Source organism: Nakamurella multipartita DSM 44233, assembly GCF_000024365.1.
Lineage (GTDB): Bacteria > Actinomycetota > Actinomycetes > Mycobacteriales > Nakamurellaceae > Nakamurella > Nakamurella multipartita.
The window spans coordinates 1,372,880-1,395,735 of sequence record NC_013235.1; the positions used below are offsets into that span (position 1 = coordinate 1,372,880).

The 22,856-nt window shown below is 73.5% G+C and carries 21 protein-coding genes; 14 read left to right on the plus strand and 7 right to left on the minus strand.

Annotated elements, in window-relative coordinates; translation table 11 throughout:
- Positions 1–22: 22 nt before the first annotated feature.
- The 3 genes from NAMU_RS06235 (at position 23) to NAMU_RS06245 (ending at position 3,218) form a co-directional block, all read left to right on the plus strand.
- Positions 23–304 (plus strand): DUF4031 domain-containing protein, encoded by a 282-nt coding sequence (locus NAMU_RS06235; protein WP_015746563.1) that lies wholly within the window; start codon positions 23–25, stop codon positions 302–304.
- Positions 305–403: 99 nt separating this feature from the next.
- A complete protein-coding gene (gene guaA / locus NAMU_RS06240; protein WP_015746564.1) occupies positions 404–1,975 on the plus strand; it encodes a glutamine-hydrolyzing GMP synthase in 1,572 nt (523 codons plus the stop codon).
- A gap of 10 nt (positions 1,976–1,985) precedes the next feature.
- A complete protein-coding gene (locus NAMU_RS06245) occupies positions 1,986–3,218 on the plus strand; it encodes a Bcr/CflA family efflux MFS transporter (RefSeq protein WP_015746565.1) in 1,233 nt (410 codons plus the stop codon).
- Between the two features lie 60 nt (positions 3,219–3,278).
- On the opposite strand, the gene NAMU_RS06250 is transcribed toward NAMU_RS06245, so the two are convergent.
- Together NAMU_RS06250 and NAMU_RS27075 are read right to left on the minus strand one after the other, a co-directional pair.
- On the minus strand, positions 3,279–3,500 hold the full coding sequence (locus NAMU_RS06250) for a hypothetical protein (RefSeq protein WP_015746566.1): 222 nt from the start codon (positions 3,498–3,500) through the stop codon (positions 3,279–3,281).
- Positions 3,493–4,887 carry a PspC domain-containing protein gene (locus NAMU_RS27075; protein ID WP_015746567.1) on the minus strand — a complete coding sequence of 465 codons (1,395 nt, stop codon included), beginning with the start codon at positions 4,885–4,887 and terminating at the stop codon, positions 3,493–3,495. Before NAMU_RS27075 ends, NAMU_RS06250 begins: the two co-directional genes overlap by 8 nt.
- A 122-nt stretch (positions 4,888–5,009) precedes the next feature.
- Here NAMU_RS27075 and NAMU_RS06260 point away from each other — a divergent pair, with 122 nt between their 5' ends.
- Both NAMU_RS06260 and NAMU_RS06265 read left to right on the plus strand, forming a co-directional pair.
- The gene (locus tag NAMU_RS06260; RefSeq protein WP_083785722.1) at positions 5,010–6,563 is read left to right on the plus strand and encodes an ATP-binding protein; all 1,554 of its coding nucleotides are present in this window, start codon (positions 5,010–5,012) and stop codon (positions 6,561–6,563) included.
- The gene (locus NAMU_RS06265) at positions 6,560–7,219 is read left to right on the plus strand and encodes a response regulator (protein WP_015746569.1); all 660 of its coding nucleotides are present in this window, start codon (positions 6,560–6,562) and stop codon (positions 7,217–7,219) included. Before NAMU_RS06260 ends, NAMU_RS06265 begins: the two co-directional genes overlap by 4 nt.
- A 12-nt stretch (positions 7,220–7,231) precedes the next feature.
- Here the strand turns inward: NAMU_RS06265 and NAMU_RS06270 are convergent, their stop codons facing one another.
- A complete protein-coding gene (locus tag NAMU_RS06270) occupies positions 7,232–7,609 on the minus strand; it encodes a chorismate mutase (protein WP_015746570.1) in 378 nt (125 codons plus the stop codon).
- Between the two features lie 403 nt (positions 7,610–8,012).
- Here NAMU_RS06270 and NAMU_RS06275 point away from each other — a divergent pair, with 403 nt between their 5' ends.
- Together NAMU_RS06275 and NAMU_RS06280 are read left to right on the plus strand one after the other, a co-directional pair.
- Positions 8,013–10,607: a UvrD-helicase domain-containing protein gene (locus NAMU_RS06275; RefSeq protein ID WP_015746572.1), complete on the plus strand. Its 2,595-nt coding sequence runs from the start codon at positions 8,013–8,015 to the stop codon at positions 10,605–10,607.
- Between the two features lie 20 nt (positions 10,608–10,627).
- A complete protein-coding gene (locus NAMU_RS06280; protein WP_015746573.1) occupies positions 10,628–11,206 on the plus strand; it encodes a hypothetical protein in 579 nt (192 codons plus the stop codon).
- A gap of 23 nt (positions 11,207–11,229) precedes the next feature.
- Here the strand turns inward: NAMU_RS06280 and NAMU_RS06285 are convergent, their stop codons facing one another.
- Positions 11,230–11,601, minus strand: coding sequence for a hypothetical protein (locus NAMU_RS06285; protein WP_086008623.1), 372 nt, complete (start codon positions 11,599–11,601; stop codon positions 11,230–11,232).
- Between the two features lie 76 nt (positions 11,602–11,677).
- Positions 11,678–12,043 (minus strand): hypothetical protein, encoded by a 366-nt coding sequence (locus tag NAMU_RS06290; RefSeq protein ID WP_015746575.1) that lies wholly within the window; start codon positions 12,041–12,043, stop codon positions 11,678–11,680.
- 144 nt (positions 12,044–12,187) lie between these two features.
- Here NAMU_RS06290 and NAMU_RS06295 point away from each other — a divergent pair, with 144 nt between their 5' ends.
- Both NAMU_RS06295 and NAMU_RS06300 read left to right on the plus strand, forming a co-directional pair.
- Positions 12,188–14,104, plus strand: a complete 1,917-nt coding sequence (locus NAMU_RS06295) for a hypothetical protein (protein WP_015746576.1) — start codon at positions 12,188–12,190, stop codon at positions 14,102–14,104.
- On the plus strand, positions 14,101–14,550 hold the full coding sequence (locus NAMU_RS06300; RefSeq protein ID WP_015746577.1) for a cobalamin B12-binding domain-containing protein: 450 nt from the start codon (positions 14,101–14,103) through the stop codon (positions 14,548–14,550). Before NAMU_RS06295 ends, NAMU_RS06300 begins: the two co-directional genes overlap by 4 nt.
- 17 nt (positions 14,551–14,567) lie before the next feature.
- On the opposite strand, the gene NAMU_RS06305 is transcribed toward NAMU_RS06300, so the two are convergent.
- Entirely contained in the window at positions 14,568–15,008 is a 441-nt protein-coding gene (locus tag NAMU_RS06305) for an NUDIX hydrolase (RefSeq protein ID WP_015746578.1), read from the minus strand.
- Positions 15,009–15,198: 190 nt separating this feature from the next.
- Here NAMU_RS06305 and sucC point away from each other — a divergent pair, with 190 nt between their 5' ends.
- From sucC to NAMU_RS06330, 5 genes are all read left to right on the plus strand, one after another.
- Positions 15,199–16,401, plus strand: a complete 1,203-nt coding sequence (gene sucC, locus NAMU_RS06310) for an ADP-forming succinate--CoA ligase subunit beta (RefSeq protein WP_015746579.1) — start codon at positions 15,199–15,201, stop codon at positions 16,399–16,401.
- A gap of 7 nt (positions 16,402–16,408) precedes the next feature.
- A complete protein-coding gene (gene sucD, locus NAMU_RS06315; RefSeq protein WP_015746580.1) occupies positions 16,409–17,290 on the plus strand; it encodes a succinate--CoA ligase subunit alpha in 882 nt (293 codons plus the stop codon).
- A gap of 129 nt (positions 17,291–17,419) precedes the next feature.
- Positions 17,420–18,430 (plus strand): DUF5336 domain-containing protein, encoded by a 1,011-nt coding sequence (locus tag NAMU_RS06320; RefSeq protein WP_015746581.1) that lies wholly within the window; start codon positions 17,420–17,422, stop codon positions 18,428–18,430.
- 72 nt (positions 18,431–18,502) lie between these two features.
- A complete protein-coding gene (locus NAMU_RS06325) occupies positions 18,503–19,375 on the plus strand; it encodes an alpha/beta fold hydrolase (RefSeq protein WP_015746582.1) in 873 nt (290 codons plus the stop codon).
- A 65-nt stretch (positions 19,376–19,440) separates the two neighbouring features.
- A complete protein-coding gene (locus tag NAMU_RS06330) occupies positions 19,441–20,901 on the plus strand; it encodes a cell division protein PerM (protein ID WP_015746583.1) in 1,461 nt (486 codons plus the stop codon).
- Positions 20,902–20,916: 15 nt separating this feature from the next.
- Here NAMU_RS06330 and NAMU_RS06335 read toward each other — a convergent pair whose 3' ends face one another.
- A complete protein-coding gene (locus tag NAMU_RS06335) occupies positions 20,917–22,698 on the minus strand; it encodes a substrate-binding domain-containing protein (protein WP_015746584.1) in 1,782 nt (593 codons plus the stop codon).
- Positions 22,699–22,856 lie beyond the last annotated feature (158 nt).

The following is a 22,856-nucleotide window of genomic DNA, read 5'->3' on the forward strand; positions in this document are numbered from 1 at the left end:
TGATGCGCTCTACGCTCATCCGGTGACCGTGCTGATCGATCCGCCACGCTGGCCGGCCCACGGCCGGCGCTGGTCGCACCTGGTCAGCGACCATTCCTACGCCGAACTGCACGCGTTCGCCGCGGCCAACGGCATCCCACCGCGCGGGTTCGACCACGACCACTACGACGTGCCCGACGAGCGGTACCAGGCGCTGATCGGGGCCGGCGCGGTGCCGGTGGAGGCCCGGGAACTGGTGCGGCGGCTCACCGCGGCCGGGCTGCGGCGTCCCAAGCGCGATCGGCGGACCAGCGGGCTTCGATAGACTCCGCCGGTTCCGCGTTCGCACCGGCGACGTCCCACCTGTGACCTGCCACCGGTGTGTCGTCCACCCGCGAGGCCCCACCAGCGAGAGGCAACCGCCGTGCCCGACCAGCCCGCCGCCCATCCGAACCCGGTGCTGGTGGTCGATTTCGGGGCGCAGTACGCGCAGCTGATCGCCCGCCGGGTCCGGGAGGCGAACATCTACTCCGAGATCGTGCCCTCCACCGCGACCGTCGCCGAGATCGCGGCCCGCGAGCCGGCCGCGGTGATCCTGTCCGGCGGCCCGTCCAGCGTGTACGCCGACGGCGCGCCGGCCGTCGATCCGGCTCTGTTCGACACCGAGATCCCCGTCATGGGCATCTGTTACGGCTTCCAGGCGATGGCCCGGGCGCTGGGCGGCACCGTCGCCCGCACCGGCCGCCGCGAGTACGGCGCCACCGACCTGTCCGTCGGCGCTCCGGACGCGACCCTGCTGCGGGACCTGCCGGCCCGGGCGACCGTCTGGATGAGCCACGGCGACGCGGTGTCGGCCGCCCCCGACGGGTTCACCGTCACCGCCAGTACCCCGGACACCCCGATCGCCGCGTTCGAGAACCTGGACCGGCGGCTGGCCGGCGTCCAGTACCACCCCGAGGTGGCCCACACCGAGCACGGCCAGGACGTCCTGCGGCGCTTCCTGTACGACGTCGCCGGCATCATCCCGGACTGGAACCCGCAGAGCATCCTGGACGAGCAGGTGGCCGCCGTCCGCGCGGTCGTCGGCACCGAGAAGGTGATCTGCGCGCTGTCCGGCGGGGTCGACTCCGCGGTCGCCGCGGCGCTGGTGCACCAGGCCGTGGGCGACCAGCTGACCTGCGTGTTCGTCGACCACGGCCTGCTGCGGGCCGGGGAGCGCGAGCAGGTCGAGCGCGACTACGTCGCGGCCACCGGCATCCACCTGGTGACCGTGGACGCCGAGCAGCGGTTCCTGGCCGCCCTGGACGGCATCACCGAGCCCGAGACCAAGCGCAAGATCATCGGCCGCGAGTTCATCCGGGTCTTCGAAACCGCGGCCGCGGAGATCAACGCGGCCGAGGGCGGGGTGAAGTTCCTGGTCCAGGGCACCTTGTACCCGGACGTGGTGGAGTCCGGCGGCGGCACCGGCACCGCGACGATCAAGTCCCACCACAACGTCGGCGGCCTGCCCGACGACCTGCAGTTCCAGCTGGTCGAGCCGCTGCGGGCGCTGTTCAAGGACGAGGTCCGGGCCCTGGGCGCCGAACTCGGCCTGCCCGCGGCGATGGTCAAGCGGCACCCGTTCCCCGGACCCGGCCTGGGCATCCGGATCATCGGTGCGGTCGACGCCGAACGGTTGGCGGTGCTGCGGGCGGCCGACGCGATCGTCCGCGAGGAGATGACCGCGGCCGGGGTGGACGAGCAGATCTGGCAGTGCCCCGTCGTGCTGCTGGCCGACGTGCGCTCGGTCGGGGTGCAGGGCGACGGCCGCACCTACGGCCACCCGATCGTGCTGCGCCCGGTCTCCAGCGAGGACGCGATGACGGCCGACTGGTCCCGCCTGCCCTACGACCTGCTGGCCCGGATCTCCAACCGGATCACCGGCGAGGTCAGCGAGGTCAACCGGGTCGTGCTGGACATCACCAGCAAGCCGCCGGGCACCATCGAGTGGGAGTGAGCGCCCGGCGGTGACCCGGGACGAGCACGCGGCCGGCCGGTCGCGGGTCTGGCTGATCGTTGCCCTCGGGTCGTTGTCGGCGTTCGGGCCGCTGTGCCTGGACATGTACCTGCCGGCCCTGCCGGTGCTCCCGGGGGAGCTGAACTCGACCGCCGCGGCCGCCCAGCTCAGCCTGTCCGCCTGCATCATCGGGCTGGCCGTCGGCCAGGTGATCACCGGCCCGCTCTCGGACCGGCTGGGCCGCCGCCGCCCGCTGCTGCTGGGGGTGGCCCTGTTCGCGCTGGTCAGCGCGCTGTGCGCGGTGACAACGTCGATGACGCTGCTGATCGGGCTGCGGCTGGTGCAGGGCGCGGCCGGAGCGGCCGGGATCGTCATCGGGCGGGCCGTGATCGCCGACCTGTTCACCGGCAAGGCGGCCGCCTCGTTCTTCGCCGCGGTCGCCTCGATCAACGGGCTGGCGCCGATCCTGGCCCCGGTGATCGGCGGGCAGATCCTGCGGGTGGGGACCTGGCGGACGGTGTTCTGGGTGTTGGCCGGCATCGGGGTGGTGCTGCTGGTGCTGGCGTTCTTCGTCATCCGCGAGTCCCTGCCGCCGTCGCGGCGCTCGGCCGGCGGCCTGGGCGCCACCCGCCGGGCGTTCGGCACTCTGGTCCGCGACCGTGGGTACGTCGGCTGTGTGCTGGCCGGCTCCCTGGTCACTGCCGCGATGTTCGGCTACATCTCCGCGTCGCCGTTCCTGCTGCAAGACCGGTTCGGTCTGTCCGCGCAGTGGTTCAGCGCGTGCTTCGCGCTCAACGCGCTGGGCATCGTCGCCGCGACCCAGGTCGGCCGGCTGCTGTTGCGCCGGGTCAGCTCGCTGTGGTTGCTGTCCCTCGGGGTCGTCCAGGGTCTGCTCGGGGCGATGCTGCTGGCCGTGACCGTGGCTGCCGGGTGGGGTCTGGCGATGGTGCTGGTGTCGCTGTTCGTCATGGTGTCCGCGGTCGGCTTCGCGCTGCCGCACGCGTCGGCGATCGCCATGGACCGGCATCGCCGGATCGCCGGCTCGGCGTCCGCCCTGCTCGGGTTGACCCAGTTCGCGCTGGGCGCGGTGACCGCGCCGCTGGTCGGCCTGGGCGACCCGGCCTCCGGGGTGGCCCTGGCCGGGACCGCGGTGATCGCGACCGGGCTGGGGGCGCTGGCCCTGCTGGTCGGGCGGTCGGCCGTCGGCGGGCCCGGGCCGGCGCGGGTGGTCGGGGCGGGCTGACCCCGGGCGCAGACGCCGACCGGCCCCGCCTCCCGGAGGCGGGGCCGGTCGATTGCTCGGTCAGCGGGGCTGGCGGCCCCGACCGGGCAGCGCGGTGAGCAGCAGCCCGATCCCGACGGCGGCCACGATCCCGGCGACCACCCACTTGGTCCACTCGGTGAACAGCCAGAACGGGTTTCCGGTGAAGCCGACCGACGCGACGGCCAGGAAGGCCAGCGAGAACAGCAGTCCGATCCAGTTGACGCCGCGCCGGCGTCCGGTCGTGGTGGTGGACTCAGCCATGGCGCACCGTCGCCTGGCCGGCTCCGACGTGCACCGTCAGATTGATGGTGCCCTCGTCCGACGAGCCCCGTTGGGTGGTGCTGACCTCCTGCTGCAGGCCGTCCTGGGTCTGGCCCAGGCAGTCGATCTCGCCGGCATTGGCCGAGCAGGTCAGGTTGACGTTGGCGTCCGCGGGCACGATGACGGTGGCCTGACCGGCCCGGACGGTCACCTCGGTGTCCACGCTCTGGCCGGGGGTGACCGACAGTTGCCGCAGGTCCAGCGTGCCCTGCCCGCCGTTGAGGACGAAGTCCTGCTCGGCGGCGGCGACCGTGGTCGGGACCCAGGTCTGCTGGCCGTAGCCGGTGGTGCCGTTGATCCCGGTGATGGTCAGCGCCAGCGTCACCAGGGACAGGAAGATCCCGGGCCCGATCAGCGAGCCGCCCCGGCCGCGCAGCGAGCCGATGAGCAGGCCGACGGCGACGACGGCCAGGGCGAGGGCGGCGACCCCGGCCCAGCTCAGGGCCCACCAGCCCTGCAGGATGCCGACCGTGGCCAGGCCGCCGACCAGCAGCACCACTCCGAGGGTGACCCGGCCGATCACCGACCGCTGGCGAGGGGCCGGCGGTGGCGGCGGGGCCGCCGGTTCGGGCAGGTCCCAGGCGAAGGGCGCGACCCCCAGCGGATCCCAGGCCGGCGGCTGGGCCGGCCCGGCGGTCGGCGAGCCGGGCTCGTCCTTGCGCAGGTTGACCCGCTCCGCCGGCGGGGTCCCGTCGGCCTTCTCGTCCCAGAACGCGGGCCGGTCGAACGGCGAGGCGGCGGGTTGCGGGCCGGACTGCCCGCTCGAACCGGCCGCGTCCGTCGACCCGGACCACGGCTGGCGGGCCACCCACTGTTCGGCCTGCTCACCCCAGGACCGGCCGGTCTCGGCGGCCTTGCTCGACCACTGGTCCACCCACGGCGGGGTGCTGCCCTTGGCGCAGGAACGGCTCTTGTTTCGGACGATCAGCACGACCACCACGCCGGCGATCACCAGCGGCCAGAACGGCAGACCCCAGGAGAACATCGACAGCACGGAGATCAGCGCGACGATCGCCAGGGCGAGCGCGACGATCGGCGGCGTGGCCGACCGGCCGCGGCCGAGCAGCGCTTCGGCGGGGGAGACCTCGTCGCCGTCGGCGGGCAGCAGCAGCCAGCCCAGCACGTACAGCAGGAAGCCGAAGCCACCGAAGATGGTCAGGACGACGAAGGCAACCCGGATCAGGACCGGGTCGACCCCGAAGACCCGGCCGATGCCGCCGGCCACACCCGCGATCTTGCGGTCAGTGCCCGAACGACGGGGGCGCCGCGACCACCAGTCTCCGCCGGCGGCGCCGGGCCCGGCGGGCTGTTCGTGTGCTGTGCTCATGGCTACCAGCGTGCGCGGCCGGGCCGGTCGACCACCATCGGGGATCACCCTGGTTCCCCGATCCAGGGTGAACCCGCATACCACTGAGGCCACTCTCGTGTGACTCTGGAGAGGTGAAATCCATGCCTGCGTTGCGCCGCGCCGCCCGGACGGGCCAGCGCCCGCCCGAGGTGGCCGCCGACCAGGCCACCGACCCGGCCGCCCCCTCCGCCGACGCTCCCGCCGCCGGACCGATCCCGGATCGGGCCGGCGAGCCGGCCACCCAGCCCATTCCCGTCGTCACCCCCGACCCGGCGGGGGTGTCCCGGCCCGACCTCGCGGGGGCGTCCCGGCCCGACCTTGCGGTCGATGCGCCGGCCTCCCCCCGGGTCCCGGTCGGCAGCCGGTACACCGCCGACGGGATCCCGAAGCTGAGCCGCCGCCGCGACTACCGCGTACTGGGCGGGGTGGCCGGGGGCATCGCCGACCACCTGCGGGTGCGGGTGCTGTGGGTGCGGGTCGCGTTCGTGCTGCTGGCCCTGATGGGCGGCGCCGGGGTGCTGGCCTACGGGCTGCTGTGGATCTTCGTCCCGCAGGCGTCGCCGGATGCGCCCGCGCCGGAGCCGCCGAGCCCGGTCGAACGCCGGCAGGCGCTGGGCATCGCCGCGGTCGGGGTGGCCATCCTCATCGTGGTGGCCGCCCTGGGCCTGGGCGATTCGCTCGGGGTGGTCCTCGGCCCGCTGGGCCTGGCCGCCATCGGCGCGGCCTTCATCTGGCGCGAGGCCGACGACGCCCGCCGGGCCCGCTGGCGGCGCAGCGCGGCCGGCATCGTCGGCCCGAGCCGGGCGTCCTGGTGGCGGCTGATCGGCGGCTGCGTGCTCGTCGTCGGCGGGCTGTCGGTGTTCGCGTTGGGTCAGGTCGACTTCACCGCCGTGCAGTCGGCGCTGCTGGCCGTGGTGCTGACCCTGGTCGGCGTCGCCGTCATCACCATCCCCTGGTGGGTGCGCCTGGTCCGGGACCTGGGCGACGAGCGGCAGGGCCGCATCCGGGAGAAGGAGCGGGCCGAGATCGCCGCGCACCTGCACGACTCGGTGTTGCAGACGCTGGCCCTGATCCAGCGGCAGGCCGGGGACAGCAAGGAGGTGCTGCGGCTGGCCCGCAGCCAGGAGCGGCAGCTGCGCACGTGGCTGTACGGGCCGGCCGGGTACGCCGCCGGGCACGGCACCGCGGACTCGCCGGCGCCGGTCGACCAGACCTTTGCCGCCAGCCTGGCCGAGGCGGCCGGCGAGGTCGAGGACACCTACAACCTGGCGGTCACACCAGTGATCGTCGGCGACGCGGGCATGGATCAGCACCTCAACGCGCTGGTCGCGGCGTCGCGGGAGGCGATGGTCAACGCGGCCAAGCATGCGCAGGTCGAGGAGGTCAGCGTGTACGCCGAGATCGAGGACGGCACCGCGAGCGTGTTCGTCCGGGACCGGGGCATCGGTTTCGATCAATCCGTGGTGGGATCGGACCGGCGGGGTCTGGCCGAGTCGATCCGTGGTCGGATGGAACGGCACGGTGGCACCGCGACCGTGCGGTCCGCGCCCGGCGACGGCACCGAGATCGAACTGACCATGCCCGTGCGTGATCGCGAGACCGGCGCCGAACCCGCGCCCGGCGCCAGCCAGCGACAAGGGGATGTCAGCTCATGAGCCAGCCCGTCAGCGTGTTCGTCGTCGACGACCACGCCCTGTTCCGGACCGGAGTCAAGGCCGAACTGGCCGGCCTGGGCGACGATCGGATCGCGGTCGTCGGCGAGGCCGGGTCGGTCGGGGAGGCGGTCGTCCGGATCACCTCGAACCCGCCCGACGTGGTCCTGCTGGACGTGCACATGCCCGACGGGGGCGGCCGTTCGGTGCTCGAGCAGGTCCACAGCAAGCTGCCCGACGTCGTGTTCCTGGCCCTGTCGGTGTCCGACGCCGCCGAGGACGTCATCGCCGTCATCCGGGCCGGCGCGCGCGGCTACGTCACCAAGACGATCTCCGGCCGGGAACTCGCGGACGCGATCGTCCGGGTCTCCGCCGGGGACGCGGTGTTCTCGCCGCGGCTGGCCGGGTTCGTGCTGGACGCGTTCTCCGACCGGGGCTCGCCGGCCCCGATCACCGACCCCGAGCTGGACCTGCTCTCGCCCCGCGAACGCGAGGTGCTCAAGCTGCTGGCCCGGGGGTACGCGTACAAGGAGATCGCCGCGCAGCTGTTCATCTCGATCAAGACGGTCGAGACGCACGTGTCGAGCGTGCTGCGCAAGACCCAGAAGTCGAACCGCTACGAGCTGTCCCGGTGGGCCTCCGACCGCCGGCTGGTCTGAACCCGGCGCCGACTACTTGCGGCCGAGCTTGCCTCGGCCCATGGCCAGCAGCATCATGCCCAGGTCGGTGCCGGCCGGACCGAGGGCGCGGAAGCGCTCCAGCACGGCCATCTCCCGGCTGTAGACGATCTTCGGTCCGCCCAGGCTCTTGCGGGCCCGGCCGATCGCGTGCGAGATGGCGGTGCGCCGCAGGATCAGCTCGACCAGCTTGGCGTCGATCTCGTCGATCTCCACGCGCAGCTCGTCGATCCCCTCCTGACTGTCCGGGACGGGCACTTCCTCGGGCGTTTCGCTGGCGACGATGTCCGGCTCCGTGATGGTCGATCTGGTCCGCAGATGCACCGGAAGCTTGCTCTCGGTCGACTGCGGGGCGGTCAGGGCACTGGTCATGATGATCCTCCTTGCCCCTCGTCCGCGATCGGCCGGCACGAAAAACGCCCCGGGTCTCGTGGACCTCGGGGCGTCGTCTGGGCGGGTGGTTCAGCCTTCGACGGGCACCGGGATCCGGTACCCATAAAAAAACTCGGGCCGCTGCGGGCGGCGGGAGTCGGCGTGGCTGGACACGCGATCAGTAGACCACACGACCCCGCCGCCCGGCCACCCCCCGAGGGCGCGCCCCCTCTCCTTGGTGTTGATCATGGCCAGAATGCCGTTTTCGGCGCGCCATCACCGCACCCTTCCCATGATCAACACCAAGGGGGGTGGGCGGGGTGCACCCGAACAGGTGATCGAGTGCGCGGCTTCGCGCGGTGCGCCGTCGCTGTCGGGGGCGGCGGGTAGCGTGAGCACCGTCATGACGAGCCTGTTCGACCTTCCCGCCGATTTCGGCCTCTCCGAGCCCACGCCCCCGCCGGCCGACCGGGCGCGGGAGCGCGCTCGGCAACGCGCCGCCGAATTGCTGGACGGGCTCAACCCGCCGCAGCGGGAGGCGGTCGAGCACCGCGGCGCCCCGCTGCTGGTGGTGGCCGGGGCCGGCTCGGGCAAGACGCGGGTGTTGACCCGGCGCATCGCCTACCTGCTGGCCGTCGGCGGCGCCCAGCCGGGGGAGATCCTGGCGATCACCTTCACCAACAAGGCCGCCCGCGAGATGAAGGACCGGGTCACCGATCTGGTCGGCGGCCGGGGCCGGTCGATGTGGGTGTCCACGTTCCACTCGATGTGCGTGCGGATCCTGCGGGCCGAGGCCACCCAGATCGGCCTGAAGACCACGTTCACCATCTACGACCAGGCCGATTCGCAGCGGCTGGCCCAGCTGGTGGCCGGCGGGCTCAACATCGACACCAAGAAGTACCCGGCCCGCATGCTGGCGGCGTCGATCTCCAACCTCAAGAACGAGCTGATCGACCCCGAGACCGCGCTCGAGCGGGCCGATTCCGACCAGGCGACCCTGGTCGCCAAGGTCTACCAGGGCTACCAGGAGCGGCTGCGGGCCGCCTCCGCGCTCGACTTCGACGATCTGATCATGCAGACGGTGTTCCTGCTGCAGCGTCATCCGGCGGTCGCCGAGCACTACCGCCGACGGTTCCGGCACGTGCTGGTCGACGAGTACCAGGACACCAACCATGCCCAATACCTGCTGGTCAAGGCCCTCGTCGGGGGCACCGCGGACGAGCAGGAGGTGCGCACCGCGGACGGCGAGCTGGTCCGGGCCGCGGCCAGCGAGGTCCCGCCGGCCGAGCTGGTCGTGGTTGGTGACGCCGACCAGTCCATCTACGCGTTCCGCGGCGCCACCATCCGCAACATCGTCGAGTTCGAACGGGACTACCCGAACGCGCAGACGATCATGCTGGAGCAGAACTACCGCTCCACCCAGACCATCCTGTCCGCGGCCAACTCGGTCATCGCCCGCAACCCGCAGCGGCGGGCCAAGAACCTGTGGACTGCGCAGGGCGGCGGCACCCGGATCACCGGTTACGTCGGCGACAACGAGCACGACGAGGCGCAGTTCGTCGGCAAGGAGATCGACGCGCTGGTCGACGCCGGCGAGGCGGTCTTCGGCGACGTCGCGGTGTTCTACCGGACCAACTCGGCGTCCCGTTCGCTGGAGGACGTGTTCATCCGCAACGGGATGCCGTACCGGATCGTCGGCGGGGTGCGCTTCTACGAGCGCAAGGAGGTCAAGGACGCCCTGGCCTACCTGCGCGCGGTGGCCAACCCGGACGACGAGATCAACCTTCGCCGCATCCTGAACACCCCGCGCCGTGGCATCGGCGACCGGGCCGAGGCGTGCGTGTCGGTGTTCGCCGAACGGGAGCGGATCGGCTTCGGCGAGGCCCTGCAGCGGACCGGCGAGATCCCGGGACTGGCCGCGCGGTCGGCCAACTCGCTGTCCTCGTTCGCCGAACTGCTGGCCGGCCTGCGGTCCGAGGTCGGCTTCGGCATGGAGCCGGCCGACCTGCTCACCGCGGTGCTGGAACGCACCGGGTACCGGGCCGAGCTGGAGAACTCCGAGGACCCGCAGGACGGATCCCGGCTGGAGAACCTGGACCAGCTGGTCAGCGTGCTCCGCGAGACCACCGAAACCCTGCTCGCCGGCGGCGGTCTGGCTGCCCTGGGGCTGGCGGCCGACGCCGGCCCCGAGCCCGGGGACGGTGCCGACGCGCCGGCCGAGCCGGGGCCGAGCGCCGACGAGGACGTGCCGCCGGACGCCGGGGATCTGCTGCTGGCCGTGCTCGAGCAGCTCTCGCTGGTCGCCGACGCCGACTCGGTGCCCGACTCCGCCGAGGGCATGGTCACCCTGATGACCCTGCACACGGCCAAGGGCCTGGAATTCCCGGTGGTCTTCGTGACCGGCTGGGAGGACGGCATCTTCCCGCACCAGCGGGCGCTGGGCGACGACTCTGAGCTGGCCGAGGAACGCCGGCTGGCCTACGTCGGGATCACCCGGGCAATGAAGCGGCTGTACGTGACCCGGGCGATGATGCGCTCGGCCTGGGGTCAACCCGCGGCCAACCCGGCGTCCCGGTTCCTGGACGACATCCCGGCCGAGCTGATCGAGTGGCGCCGCACCGACGCGGACGCCCGGGCCGGCGGCTTCATCGGCGACAGCGACTTCGAGGGCGACTACGGCTACGGCCGGTTCGGCGGGCGCTCCGGGTCCCGGTTCGGGTCCGGTTCGGGTTTCGGGGGCCGCTCGGCGCCGGTGACGGCGAGCCGGTTCGGGTCGAACTCACCGTCCCGGGCGGGCGCCCGGCGCGGACCCACCCTGGGTGCCCGGCCGGCGCTGGAACTCGCCGTCGGCGACCGGGTCTCGCACGACAAGTACGGCCTGGGCAAGGTGCTGGCCGTCGACGGGGCCGGGCAGCGGGCCACCGCCACCATCGACTTCGGCGCCGCCGGCAAGGTCCGGCTGATGCTCATCGGCGGCGTGCCGATGACCAAGCTCTGAGCCGGCCGTAGGATCCGCCGATGTCGATCGATCCGGCCGAGCGGCTGGCCCTGATGCAGGCGTTCGCGCAGTCGTACCGGGACCGGCATTTCCGGCCCGAGCACTACGACCTGGCGCAGGGCTACCTGCAGACGACCCTGTCCGACGACTCGCGGATGCCGCTGCCGTTCTTCGTCGAGTACAACAACGCGTGGTGGTTCGAGATCGTCACCGCCGTGGACGTCCCGGCGGTCGGGTACGACCCGGACAGCGACACCGGCTTCATCGTGCTGGACATCCGGTACGACACCGAGACGCTGCGGGCGATGCAGCATGTGCACTTCGGTTCGGTCGGCGACCAGGGCGGCCGGAACGTGATCGCGCGCATCCGGACCTACGCGTCCAACACCTTCTTCGGCCGAGCTCATCCGCTGGTCGAGCTGGACCGGTACGGCAACGGCTTCTGGCTGGAGACCGGCTATCACCTGCGCCCGTCGGCCGAGGCGGCCCAGGCGTTCCTGGCCTCGGCCGAGGGGCAGCGGTTCGCCTCGACCGCGCCCACGGCCGCCCCGATCGAACGGATCACGCGCAACCTGGAGCAATTGCTGGCCCGGATCTGAGCGGTCCGGGGCCGGCCGCCGGGTCAGTCGCGGGCGGCGATCGGCCGGGTCTGCCAGAGCCACATCAGGCCCAGCACCGGCAGGATGATCGGCACGTAGCCGTAGCCGGCGCCGAAGCGGGACCAGACGGTGTCGTGCGGGAACGCGGTCGAGTCCAGGATCGATAGCAGGCCGACGATCAGCACGCCGGCCATCTCGGTGCCGACCGCGGCCCAGGCCAGGGGGCGGGACCAGCGGCGGTCGGTGATCAGCCCGACCGCGGCGGCGATGTAGACCACCCCGGAGAACAGCGACAGCGCGTAGGCCAGCGGCGCCCCGTCGAACTTGGTGGCGATCTGCACGACGCCGCGGGCGGTCGCGGCCACCGCGAACACCAGGTACAGCGCGATCAGCAGGCGACGGGGTCCGGTGGGCGGCGCGTCGTCGGCGTCCGCGGCCCGGCCGTCCCGGTCCTCGTTGACGGCGCGTGACTCAGCCAACGGGGGCCTGCCACAGCTGCAGGAGCCTGAGCATCATCACCGCGACCACCACTGCAGTGAAGCACAGGCAGACCGACCCCCAGCGGGTTCGTTCCTCCCGGGCCAGGTAGAAGCCCAGCGGCAGGGCCAGCAGGACGCCGATCGAGTAGGCGACGAAGGTGACCGGTTCGGCGACGTCGTGCCCGCCGAACAGCTGGATCAGCGCGATCACCACCTGCACCAGCAGGGCCACCTCGACCACGATCGCCCCGACCATCTGGGCCTCGCTGGTCGGCCGGCGGCGCGCCGCCTGGATTCCGGTCCACAGGGCGAGCACCAGCCCCGCGGCGAGGATGGCGTAGCCGAGCACCGGAATCACCCGACGATCATCGCCCACGAGTGGACCGGCCACGAACACCGGACTTGTCGGACTCAGTTGCTACCGTCGGCACCGTGATGCAGCCCGCTTGCGCCGTCCGCGCCCACGGTGCGCCCGTTCCGGCCCGGCCCGCTCGGGAGCGCCGTGACCGGCGCTGATCGGACTCAGGCCGCGGCCCGCAACCGGGCGGCCATGCTGGCCTCGCTGCTGCTGGCCGCCGGTGTGGTGGTCGCGGCCACCCCGGTGCTCCCGGTGGTGCACCCGGCGGACGGCGCCGCCGTCTCCGCCTACGCCATCGCCGGCTGGGCCGCGGTGCTGCCGGGGCTGCTCGCGCTGATCCTGGCCGTGGTCCGGCCGGTGCTCGGCGTGGCCGCGACGGCCGGCGCCGGGCTGATCGGGATCGCCCGGTTGCTGGCCGACCTGGCCGTCGTCGCCGAGACCGACCGGGTCTCGCGGCCCGAGCTGTTCGTCGAAACCACCGACCGGGCCCGCCCGTTCGCGGCGGCGGCCGGCGGATGGGTGCTGCTGGGCGCCGACCTGCTGATGATCGTGGTCGGGGTGCTGGCCGCCCGGCGGTTGGCCGCCGAGGTGGGGGAGCGGGACGAGCGGCGCGGCGACGCGCTGTTCGGCGGCCCCCCGCCGGACCCGGTCTCGGCGGCCGAGGCCGATCCGGGCGTCCCGGCGGCCGCACTGGAACCGCCGCCCGGACGCCGACGACTGAACCTGCCGATGCTCGGGGTCGGCTTCCTCGGCGCCGTGCTGCTGCTCGTCGGCAATCTCGACATCCCCTACCAGGGCGGCTACCTGGCCTTGCGGGTGCTGCCGTTCGGCACCAGTGTGAGCGGGCTGGCGGCCGCGGTGGTGCTGTCGGTGATCGCCGCCGGTGCCGTGCTGGTGGCCGCGGCGCTGCCCCGGGACGTGGCTCAGGCCCTGCTCGGCGGGACGGCCCTGGCCGCGGCCGTTCCCTCGCTGACCGCCGTCGTCGCCGTCGTCGCCGGGGCGCCGACCGGTCTGTCCGCAGTGGTCTGGTGGGCCCTGGCCGGGGCCGCCCTGCTGGCCGCCGCCGGGTTGCTGGCCCGCCGGGCCGTCGGCCGGTCCGGCGGTTCGGACACGCTGGCCTCGCCGGCGACGCCGACGCTGATCGCGGCGATCTGCGCGCTGGCCGCGGCGGCGGCCCTGGGCGCAGCGTCGCAGACCTCGCTGCTGTACCTGGACGGGGCGCCGCCGGACGAGGTCTCCGGTGTCCTGCTGGCGCCGGCCGCCCTTCCCCTGTTGATCGCGGCCATCCCGGTGGGCCTGGCCGCCGTGCTCGCCCTGGTGCCGGCCACGGCCGTGGTCGGGCGCACCGGGCTGATGATCGTCTGGGCCGGCGCCGGTTACGCGCTCGGCCGGGCGTTCTGGGCGACCTCGTTGGTCTCGGCGACCTCGTCGGGGTCGACGACCGGCATCACCCACACCTGGACGATCGGGCCGGGGGGCTGGTTGATGTCGGTGGGCGCCGCGCTGGCCGTGGCCGCCGCGGTGCTGGCCGCGACCGGTCACCGCCGGGCCGAGCAGGCCTCGCCCGAGGTCGTCGACGACGACAGCCTGGCCGCCTCCCGGGCCGCCCGCCGGTGGATCGCCGTCGCCGGGTCGGTCGCCGTCCCGGTGGCGTTGGCCCTGCCCGTCTACAGCGGGTTGGGGGTTTCCTCGGCCCCGAGCCTGCTGCACGGACTGGACCTGGACACCTGGGCGTTCTGGGCCCTGGCGGTCGGCGGCTGGCTGGGCTTGTGGCTGGGGGCGACGACCCGGTCGGCGCTGGTGGCGGCGACCGCGCCGGTGGCCGCGGCGACCGTGCTGGCCCAGCCGCTGCTGGTGCCCGGCGTGGTCCGCGGCCTGCCCGGATTCACGCTGGCCGCCGGATTCTGGGCCATTGTGGTACTGGTGATCGTGCTGCTGGGCGTCGCCGCCGTCGACGCGCGCTCGGCGGCCGGTGTCCGGACCCGGTCACCGTGGCCGGCCGGCGGCGCCGACGGGCGCCCGCAACCGGATCCTGTCGAACCGAAGGGCAGCAGGGGATGACCGTGTCAGCAGCCGGCGACGATCGGGCACCCGTCCAGGGCCAGATCCGGGTGGTGGTGGCCAAACCCGGGCTGGACGGCCACGACCGCGGCATCAAGATCGTCGCGCGGGCCCTGCGCGACGCCGGCATGGAGGTCATCTACACCGGGCTGCACCAGACGCCGGAGCAGATCGTCGCCGCCGCGCTGGCCGAGGACGCCGACGCGGTCGGCCTGTCCGTGCTCTCCGGCGCCCACATGACCCAGTTCCGCCGGGTCGTCGAACTGCTGCAGGAGGCCGACGCCGCCGACATCATCGTCTTCGGCGGGGGCATCATCCCGGCCGAGGACATGGACGAGCTCGCCGCGCTGGGCGTGACCGGGATCTTCACCCCGGGCGCACCGACCGGGGAGATCGTCAGCTGGGTACAGGCCGCCGTCGCCCGCCGGCGGGCTGCGGCGCAGTAGCGGGCCGCCGGCGCCGCTCAGTCGGCCCGGCCGCCGGCCAGCCGGCGCAGCAGCAGATCGATGGCGGTCGGCACTAGGGAGAGCGTGGCCAGCTCGCCGACGCCGTCCAACGGCACCCAGCGGGCCTCGTCGGAGGAGCCGCCGACCTCGTGGGTGAGCTCGCCGCCGACGATCCGGGCCAGGTAGATCACCCGCAGGGCGTGCAGCGGTCCGTCACCGGGCACGATGCGGTCGGCGGGCTCCAGGAACAGCGAGTCCACGCCCAGCAGGGTGCGCAGCTCGACCTCGTACCCGGTCTCCTCCTGCACCTCGCGCACCGCGGCCTGCTCGGTCGTCTCGTAGGCCTCCAGGCCCCCGCCGGGCAACGTCCAGCCGGTGCGCCCGTTCTCGTTCCAGTGCGTGAGCAGCAGGTCCCCGTCTCGCACGATGACCGCATACGCGCCGACCCGGACGTCCACGGAACCACCCTAAAGCCCCAGCCGGGCCGGGCCACAGGGCCGAGCCGGGGCGAACGTGGGCCAGGTCTCACCGCCACCGCGCCGAGTGGCCCGAGACGGTCGCTAGGGTGACTGCGACGGTCTCCGGCGCCCGCATTCCGGGTTCGCGCCGGGCCAGTGGACGACCGACCGCCCCGGTGAGGGAGACGACGTGGATCTGTACGAGTACCAGGCGAAGGAACTCTTCGTCGCGCATGGTGTGCCCGCTCCGGCCGGCCGGGTGGCGCGCACCGTGGAGGAAGCGGTAGCCGCGGCCCAGGAGCTGGGCGTGCCGGTGATGGTGAAGTCGCAGGTGAAGATCGGCGGCCGGGGCAAGGCCGGCGGCGTGAAGTTCGCCGCCACCCTGGACGACGTGCGCACCCATGCGGGCAACATCCTGGGCCTGGACATCAAGGGCCACGTGACCCGGCAGGTGCTGATCACCCCGGCGAGCGAGATCGCGCAGGAGTACTACGTCTCCTACCTGCTGGACCGGTCGAACCGGACCTTCCTGGCCATGGCCACCAAGGACGGCGGCATGGAGATCGAGCAGCTGGCCGAGGAGCGGCCGGACGCCCTGGCCCGGATCCCGGTCAACGCGCTGACCGGCGTCGACGCCGAGAAGGCCAAGGAGATCGCCGCTGCCGGCAAGTTCCCGGCCGACGTCGTCGACCAGGTCGAGGCCGTGCTGGTCGGGCTGTGGGACACCTTCGTCGGCGAGGACGCCACCCTGGTCGAGGTGAACCCGCTGGTCAAGGACGGCGAGGGCAAGGTCGTCGCGCTCGACGGCAAGGTCTCGCTGGACGCCAACGCGGACTTCCGGCACCCGGAGCATGCGGCACTGGCCGACACCGCGGCGGAGAACCCGCTGGAGGTCGCGGCCAAGGAAAAGGGTCTGAACTACGTCAAGCTGGACGGTGACGTCGGCATCATCGGCAACGGCGCCGGCCTGGTCATGTCCACGCTCGATGTCGTCGCCTACGCCGGTGAGGCCCACGGCGGGGTCAAGCCGGCCAACTTCCTGGACATCGGCGGCGGCGCCAGCGCCGAGGTGATGGCCAACGGGCTGGAGATCATCCTGTCCGACCCGGACGTCAAGGCGGTGTTCGTCAACGTCTTCGGCGGCATCACCGCGTGCGACGCGGTGGCCAACGGCATCGTCGGCGCCCTGAAGATGCTCGGTGACGAGGCCACCAAGCCGCTGGTCGTCCGGTTGGACGGCAACAACGTGCTGGAGGGTCGGGCGATCCTCAACGAGGCGAACCACCCGCTGGTCATCCAGGCCGAGACGATGGACGAGGGCGCGGACAAGGCCGCCGAGCTGGCCCACCAATCCGGCGCGGCCGCCCTGAACAGCACGAGCACGGGAGTCTGAGAAACCGATGGCGATCTTTCTGACCGAGTCCTCCCGGGTCATCGTGCAGGGCATGACCGGTTCCGAGGGCACCAAGCACACCCGGCGGATGCTGGCCTCCGGCACGAACATCGTCGGTGGGGTCAACGCCCGCAAGGCCGGCACCACCGTCGATTTCGACGGGTCCGCGCAGCCGGTGTTCGGCTCGGTGGCCGAGGCCATGGACAAGACCGGGGCCGACGTCTCCGTGCTGTTCGTGCCGCCGGCGTTCACCAAGGACGCGATCATCGAGGCGATCGACGCCCAGATCGGGCTGGCCGTGGTGATCACCGAAGGGGTGCCGGTGCACGACACCGCCTACGCCTGGGCGTACGCGGTCAAGACCGGCAACGCCACCCGGATCATCGGGCCGAACTGCCCGGGCATCATCAGCCCCGGCAAGTCCAACGCAGGCATCATCCCGGCCGACATCACCGGCCCGGGCCGGGTCGGCCTGGTGTCCAAGTCGGGCACGCTGACCTACCAGATGATGTACGAGCTGCGCGATCTCGGGTTCTCCACGGCGATCGGCATCGGCGGTGACCCGATCATCGGGACCACCCACATCGACGCGCTGGCCGCGTTCGAGCAGGACCCGGAGACCGAGGCGATCGTGATGATCGGCGAGATCGGCGGCGACGCCGAGGAGCGTGCGGCCGCGTTCATCGCCGACAACGTGAGCAAGCCGGTCGTCGGGTACGTGGCCGGGTTCACCGCGCCCGAGGGCAAGACCATGGGCCATGCCGGGGCGATCGTCTCCGGCTCGGCCGGCACTGCCCAGGCCAAGCAGGAAGCCCTTGAGGCGGTCGGCGTCAAGGTCGGCAAGACCCCGTCCGAGACGGCCCGGCTGCTGCGCGCCGCGATCGGCTGACCTCCGGCCCGCCGCGGTCGTCGGTCGGTAGGTTCGATCGGGAGCACCACCACCCTGATCGACACATCGATCGACGAGCCCGCTCGACGACAGTGATCGACGACCGCGGCGAGCGAGGAGTGATTTGAGATGACCGGCCCCGGCGACTACCGCGCCACCCCACCCGGCGCGGCCTGGGCACCGCCCGGCCCCGACCGGCCGGCGGCCCCGACGCCATCGGCACCGACCTGGGCGTCCGCACCCCAGCACCCCGGTTGGTCCGCCGGCCCCGGCGCGCCGGGCGGGACGGTGAACCCGCCGGCCGCGGCGCCCGGTCGTTCCCTGGGCGACCTGGGCGCGGCCAAGCTGTTCGGCCTGGCCATCGCCGTGCTCGGGGGACTGAACTTCATTTTCGGCTTCCTGCCACAGGTCACGTCCCCCCGGCTCGACGAAAGCCTGTCCGTCTACTCCGTCGGACCCGGGTACGTGCCGATCCTGCTGCTGATCGGCGGGCTGCTGGCCCTGGCCGCGCTGCTGCCGGGCAGCGAGTGGTCCCGGCTGGCCGTCGCGGCGGTCTCGGTCGGCGGCGCCGTCGGCGCGTTGATCTCCCTGGGCACCACCGGACCGGTGGAGATGTTGACCACCGCCCAGGTCAGCAAGGGACTGGGTGCGGTGCTGCTGACCATCTTCGGCATCATCCAGGCCGTCGTGGCCATCGCCGCCTACGTGGTCGGGGCCGACATCGGCAACCGGACCACCCGGGTCGCGGCGACCGGGCGTGCGGACCTCGAGGGATACCCGGTGATGGCTCGGCCGGTGACCCCGGCCCCGGATCCGGTGTGGACCGCCGACGGGCCGGCTCGTTCGACGCCCTGGTCGCCGCCGGCCCCGACCGGTTACCCCGGGGGATACCCGGCGGCCGCGGCCTGGGCGCCGCCGGCCGACGACGACCGGCCCACCGGGCCCCAGCCGATCGTCGGCGACCGCACCGGCCCGGGCGCGGCCCCGCCGCAGGGCCCGGCCGAACGCGAGTTGCCTCGGGTCGCGCCGGTCACCCTGGACAAGGCGCCGGCGGCCGATCCGTCGTCCGGACCGACCGAGATCTACCGGGTTCCGCCGCGCCCGGACACCGAGCGCCCGCAGGAGCCCGACCAGCGCTGACCGGGCCCGGCCGATGAGTTCGACCCGGCGGCGCAGTCGAGACAGCATCGTTCCCGCGCAGAAGGAGTCCCGATGCCCGTCACGCACACCCTCGAGGTGCCCGGCGCCGTCCTGACCTACGACCAGTACGGGCCGCTGCCGACGGCCGACGGTCGTCCGCCGCTGGTGATGATCGCGCAGCCGATGGGCGCCGCCGGTTTCGCCACCCTGGCCTCCTACCTGCCGGACCGGACCGTCGTCGCCTACGACCCGCGCGGGCTGGGCCGCAGCACCCGCTCGGACGGGCGCACCGACCACGACCCCGAGCAGCAGGCCCAGGACGTGCACGCGCTCATCGATGCCCTTGGCGCCGGCCCGGTCGACCTGTTCGCCAGCAGCGGCGGCGCGATCACTGCGCTGGCCCTGGTCGCGGCGTTTCCGAACGACGTCATCACTCTCATCGCGCACGAGCCACCGCTGCTGGGCCTGCTGCCCGACGTGGACGGCGCCTTCGCCGCCGAACGGGCCTGTCAGGACGCCTACCGGGCCGGCGGCTGGGGACGGGGCATGGCCGCCTTCATCGCCATGTCGTCCTGGTCGGAGGAGTTCACCCCCGACTACGCCAGCCGGCCGCTGCCCGACCCGGCCGCCTTCGGCCTGCCCGACCAGGACGACGGCACCCCGACCGACCCGCTGCTGTCGGGCGTCTCGAACGCGGTCACCGCGTACCGGCCCGACATCGCCGCCCTGCAGGCCGCGCCGACCCGGGTGGTCATCGCGGTCGGCGTGGAGTCCGCGAAAGGCCTCACCGGTCGCACGTCCCAGGCGACGGCGGCCGCGCTCGGTCAGCCGGCGGTCGAGTTCCCCAGCCATCACGGCGGCTTCTCCGGACCCGAGTTCGGCCATCCCGGCCAGCCCGAGGCCTTCGCTGCCCGCCTGCAGGACGTTCTCGGCGGCGCCGCCTGACCTTCGGTTCCTGACCGACGGCGTGCCTGGCCCGGCCGGCTGGCCGCCCGTGTGACAGTGGGTCCGTGCTTCGCGATCTGGCCCCCGAACGGGCGGCGGTCCCGTCCGACGATCCGCCGCCGCCGACCGGGATGGTCGTCGCGGCCGCCGCGCTGCGCGGCGCGGTCGTGGCCATCGCCGGTGTGCTGCTGACCGCCGGGTTGGCCCTGATGGTGTGGGCGGTGACGCCCGCATCCGGTCCGGACGCGGCGGTCGCCCTGCGCGGCGGGGTGACCGCGTTCGCGCTGGCCAACCTGATGCCGGTGGCCATCGGTGGCGTCACTCTTAGCCTGCCCCCGCTGCTGCTGACCGCGGTGCCAGCCGGCCTGCTGTTCCTCACCGCCCGGCGGGGCCGGTTCCTGCCCGTCGGGCGCTATCAGGAGGCCGTCGCCGTCGCGACCACCGCCGGGGTCTACGGCCTGGTCGTCGCGGCCGTCACCCGGGGCTACTCCTCGCCCGACGCCGTCCCGGCCGGCTGGGTGTGGACGGCGTTCACACTGGCCCTGGTGGCGACCGCGGCCGGCATGATGCACGGCGACTCCGCGTGGTCGCGGTGGGCCCTGAACGCCACCGCCGGTTGGGCCCGGGCCGGCCTGCGCGGCGCGCTGGTCGGGACGGCCGGGCTGATCGGGGCGGGTGCGCTGGTGCTGGCCGCCGGGCTGATCGGGCACTTCGGCACGGCCGTCGACATCGCCGCGGCGACCGCGCCGTCCTGGCTGGATGGGCTGGGCGTGACCCTGCTCGGGCTGGCCTACCTGCCCAACGCGGTGGTCGCCGCCGTCGGGTTCGTCTCCGGCGTCGGCTTCGAGATCGGCCCGGGTACCTATTCGCCGTTGGCCACCTCCACCGTCGACCTGCCCGGGGTGCCGCTGCTGGCCGCCGCTCCGCAGCACGACGGACGGTCGGTGCTCGGCCTGGTGGGCCTGGTGGTCCCGCTGCTCGTCGGCTACCTGGTCGCCCGTCCGGCGATCCGGCGGCTGGTCACCCGGGCCGACCGGGTGGCGGCCGCGGCGCTGGGCTCGGCGCTGACCGGTGCGGCGATGGCGCTGGCCGCAACGATCGCCCGTGGCGGCGTCGGCGACGGCCGCTGGTCCGGCATCGGCGTGTCCCCGCTGCTGCTCGGCCCGCTGATCGCTGTGGAGGTCGGGGCGGTCGCCGTCATCGTCGCCGCGGTGACCGGATGGCGCACCGTGCCCTGGCGGATCCGGGACATCGCCGCCGAGCCGGTCCAGCGGGTGCGTCGCCCCCGCCGCACCCCGGCGGCGACCGAGGACGGCGATCCGGCCGGCCAGACCAGTCCGGCCGAGAAGGCCGAGCAAGCCGGCGAGCCGGCCGAGGACGAGGTTCAGGACCACGCCACCGAGACGGCGAAGGCCGCGCCGACCGATGAGGTCGACGACAGTGACGACGAACCCGACGACGAACCGGACGACGAACCCGACGACGAACCGGACCCCGACGAGAGTTCGGACGGCCCCCGCGACTGACCCGGCTCGGGTCGGTCAGCAGCTGGGCCGGCACAGACGCTGGCCCACCGCGTCCAGGAAGATCTCGCCGATCTGCCGGGGGTCCTGCGACAGGTAGGTGGCCCCACCGGTGGCCCGGCTGATCTGCTGGAGCGCGGCCACGTCGCTGTCCGGGCCGAAGGCGATCGAGATCACCGGTACCGGCCGGGCCGGGTCCTGCTCGGCGGCCAGGGTGCTGAGCAACTGGTCCATGGTGATGCTGTTGACGTCGTCGTTCATCCCGTCGGTCAGCAGCAGCACCACGTTGACCCGGTCGGGGTCGTAGCCGGCCCGCACGGTCCGGGTCGCATCCAGCACGGTGTCGTACAGGCCGGTACCGCCGTCGGGGATGGCCTGCAGCCCGTTCAGCGCGGCGGCCAGCCGGGCGGCACCGGTGCTGCCCTGCCCGTCCGGCCCGAGCGAGCTGATCGGGATGAGCTCGCGGTGGTCGCTGGTCGGGCTGAGCCGGGTGGAGAACTCCCACAGGCCGATGTCGCTGTCCGCCCGGTACAGGCCCAGGCCGCGAGCGGCGGCGTCCTTGGCCAGGTCGATCCGGTCGGCGCCGTTGGTGCCCGGCACCTGGGCCAGCATCGACCCGGAGATGTCCATGACGGCCAGCATCCGGGTGCCTTCGTTGGTCACCTGGACGCTGCGGATGGCGTCGTCGACGGCCTGCGGGGTGGGCGGGTCCGACGTCTCCCGGTACGCCGGGTCGATGCCGCTGGCGGCCCCGGCGGCGCTGATCGCCGGCCCCGGAGTCTGATCCGGGGCGCGGAAACCGGCCGCCAGCAGGGCGGTGCGGGCCGGTTCGGTGGTCAAGGCGGTGGCCAGCTCGCGGGCGGCGGCCGTGGCGGCCGGGTCGCCGCCGACGGCGACGACGGGAAAGTCCATGGCGAACCCGCCGGGTCCGGGGTAGAGCGCCCGGGCGGGTGAGTCCGGATGGTCCTGATCCCAGGCGAGCAGCGACTGCTCGGTGACCGGCACCGCGGTGCCCGGATCGGACGTTAGGCGGGCCAGCAGCTGAGCGTCGTCGACCGGCAGGTCGGCCGGGCTGGAGCGGACCGCCCAGGTCAGGGCGGGCCGGGCGTCGGTGGCGCCGCTGACCGCGGCCCGGGCGGACAGGGTGGCCGCCACCGCGGCCGCCGACCGTTGCGGGTCGGGCAGGCCCACCCGGATCGGCGCGGCCGTCTTGCGGGTGGCCAGCAGGCCGGCGACATCGGTCGATGCACCGGCCGCGGCCAGCTGTTGCTGGGCCTGACCGGACAGGGCGAACACGACGGGACTGGTGGCGATGGACGGGGCGTCCGGCCCGACGGTGCGCCCGGCGGCCGTCGCCCGGGGCAGCCAGCTGGACGAGTCGGGGATCCACACGTCGGCGGTCGCCGATCCGTCGACGACCTGGGCCGGGTCGACGGCGTCGATCCGCACCGGGCATCCGGCCACGGTCAGGTCCTGCCGCTCGGCGAAGGCGGTCAGTGTGGGGGCGAGATCGGGCGTGACCGCGACGGTCAGCGGCTCACCCGGGCACCTCGCGCCCGCACTCACGGGGGCACTGGCGGCCGCGCCGTCGAACGGGCTGCCGGTCGGGCTCGCCGCCGTCACTGTCACCGCCGCCGGGCCGGCGGCGGGATCGGTCGACGACCGGGACCGCACCAGCCAGGTGATGACGCCGGCCGCGGCCACCAGGGCCACCACCACGGCCACCACGGTCAGGGTGCGGCGGCGGGCCGGGGACCTGCGGTGCCGGCCGTGCGCGGCCGGGGGCGACTGATCGGTCATGGCGGTCGGCAACCCCCTCGGCGTGCGTCCTGCCGTCAACGGTAGGCGCGATCGGGGGCAAAATCAGCCGGTTTGCCGGGCCGGTCGGGGCGCCGGCTCGGGTGCCCAGCCGGGCGATTACCCTGAACCGGCCGATCCCGGCCGTTCCCTGCCGAAGG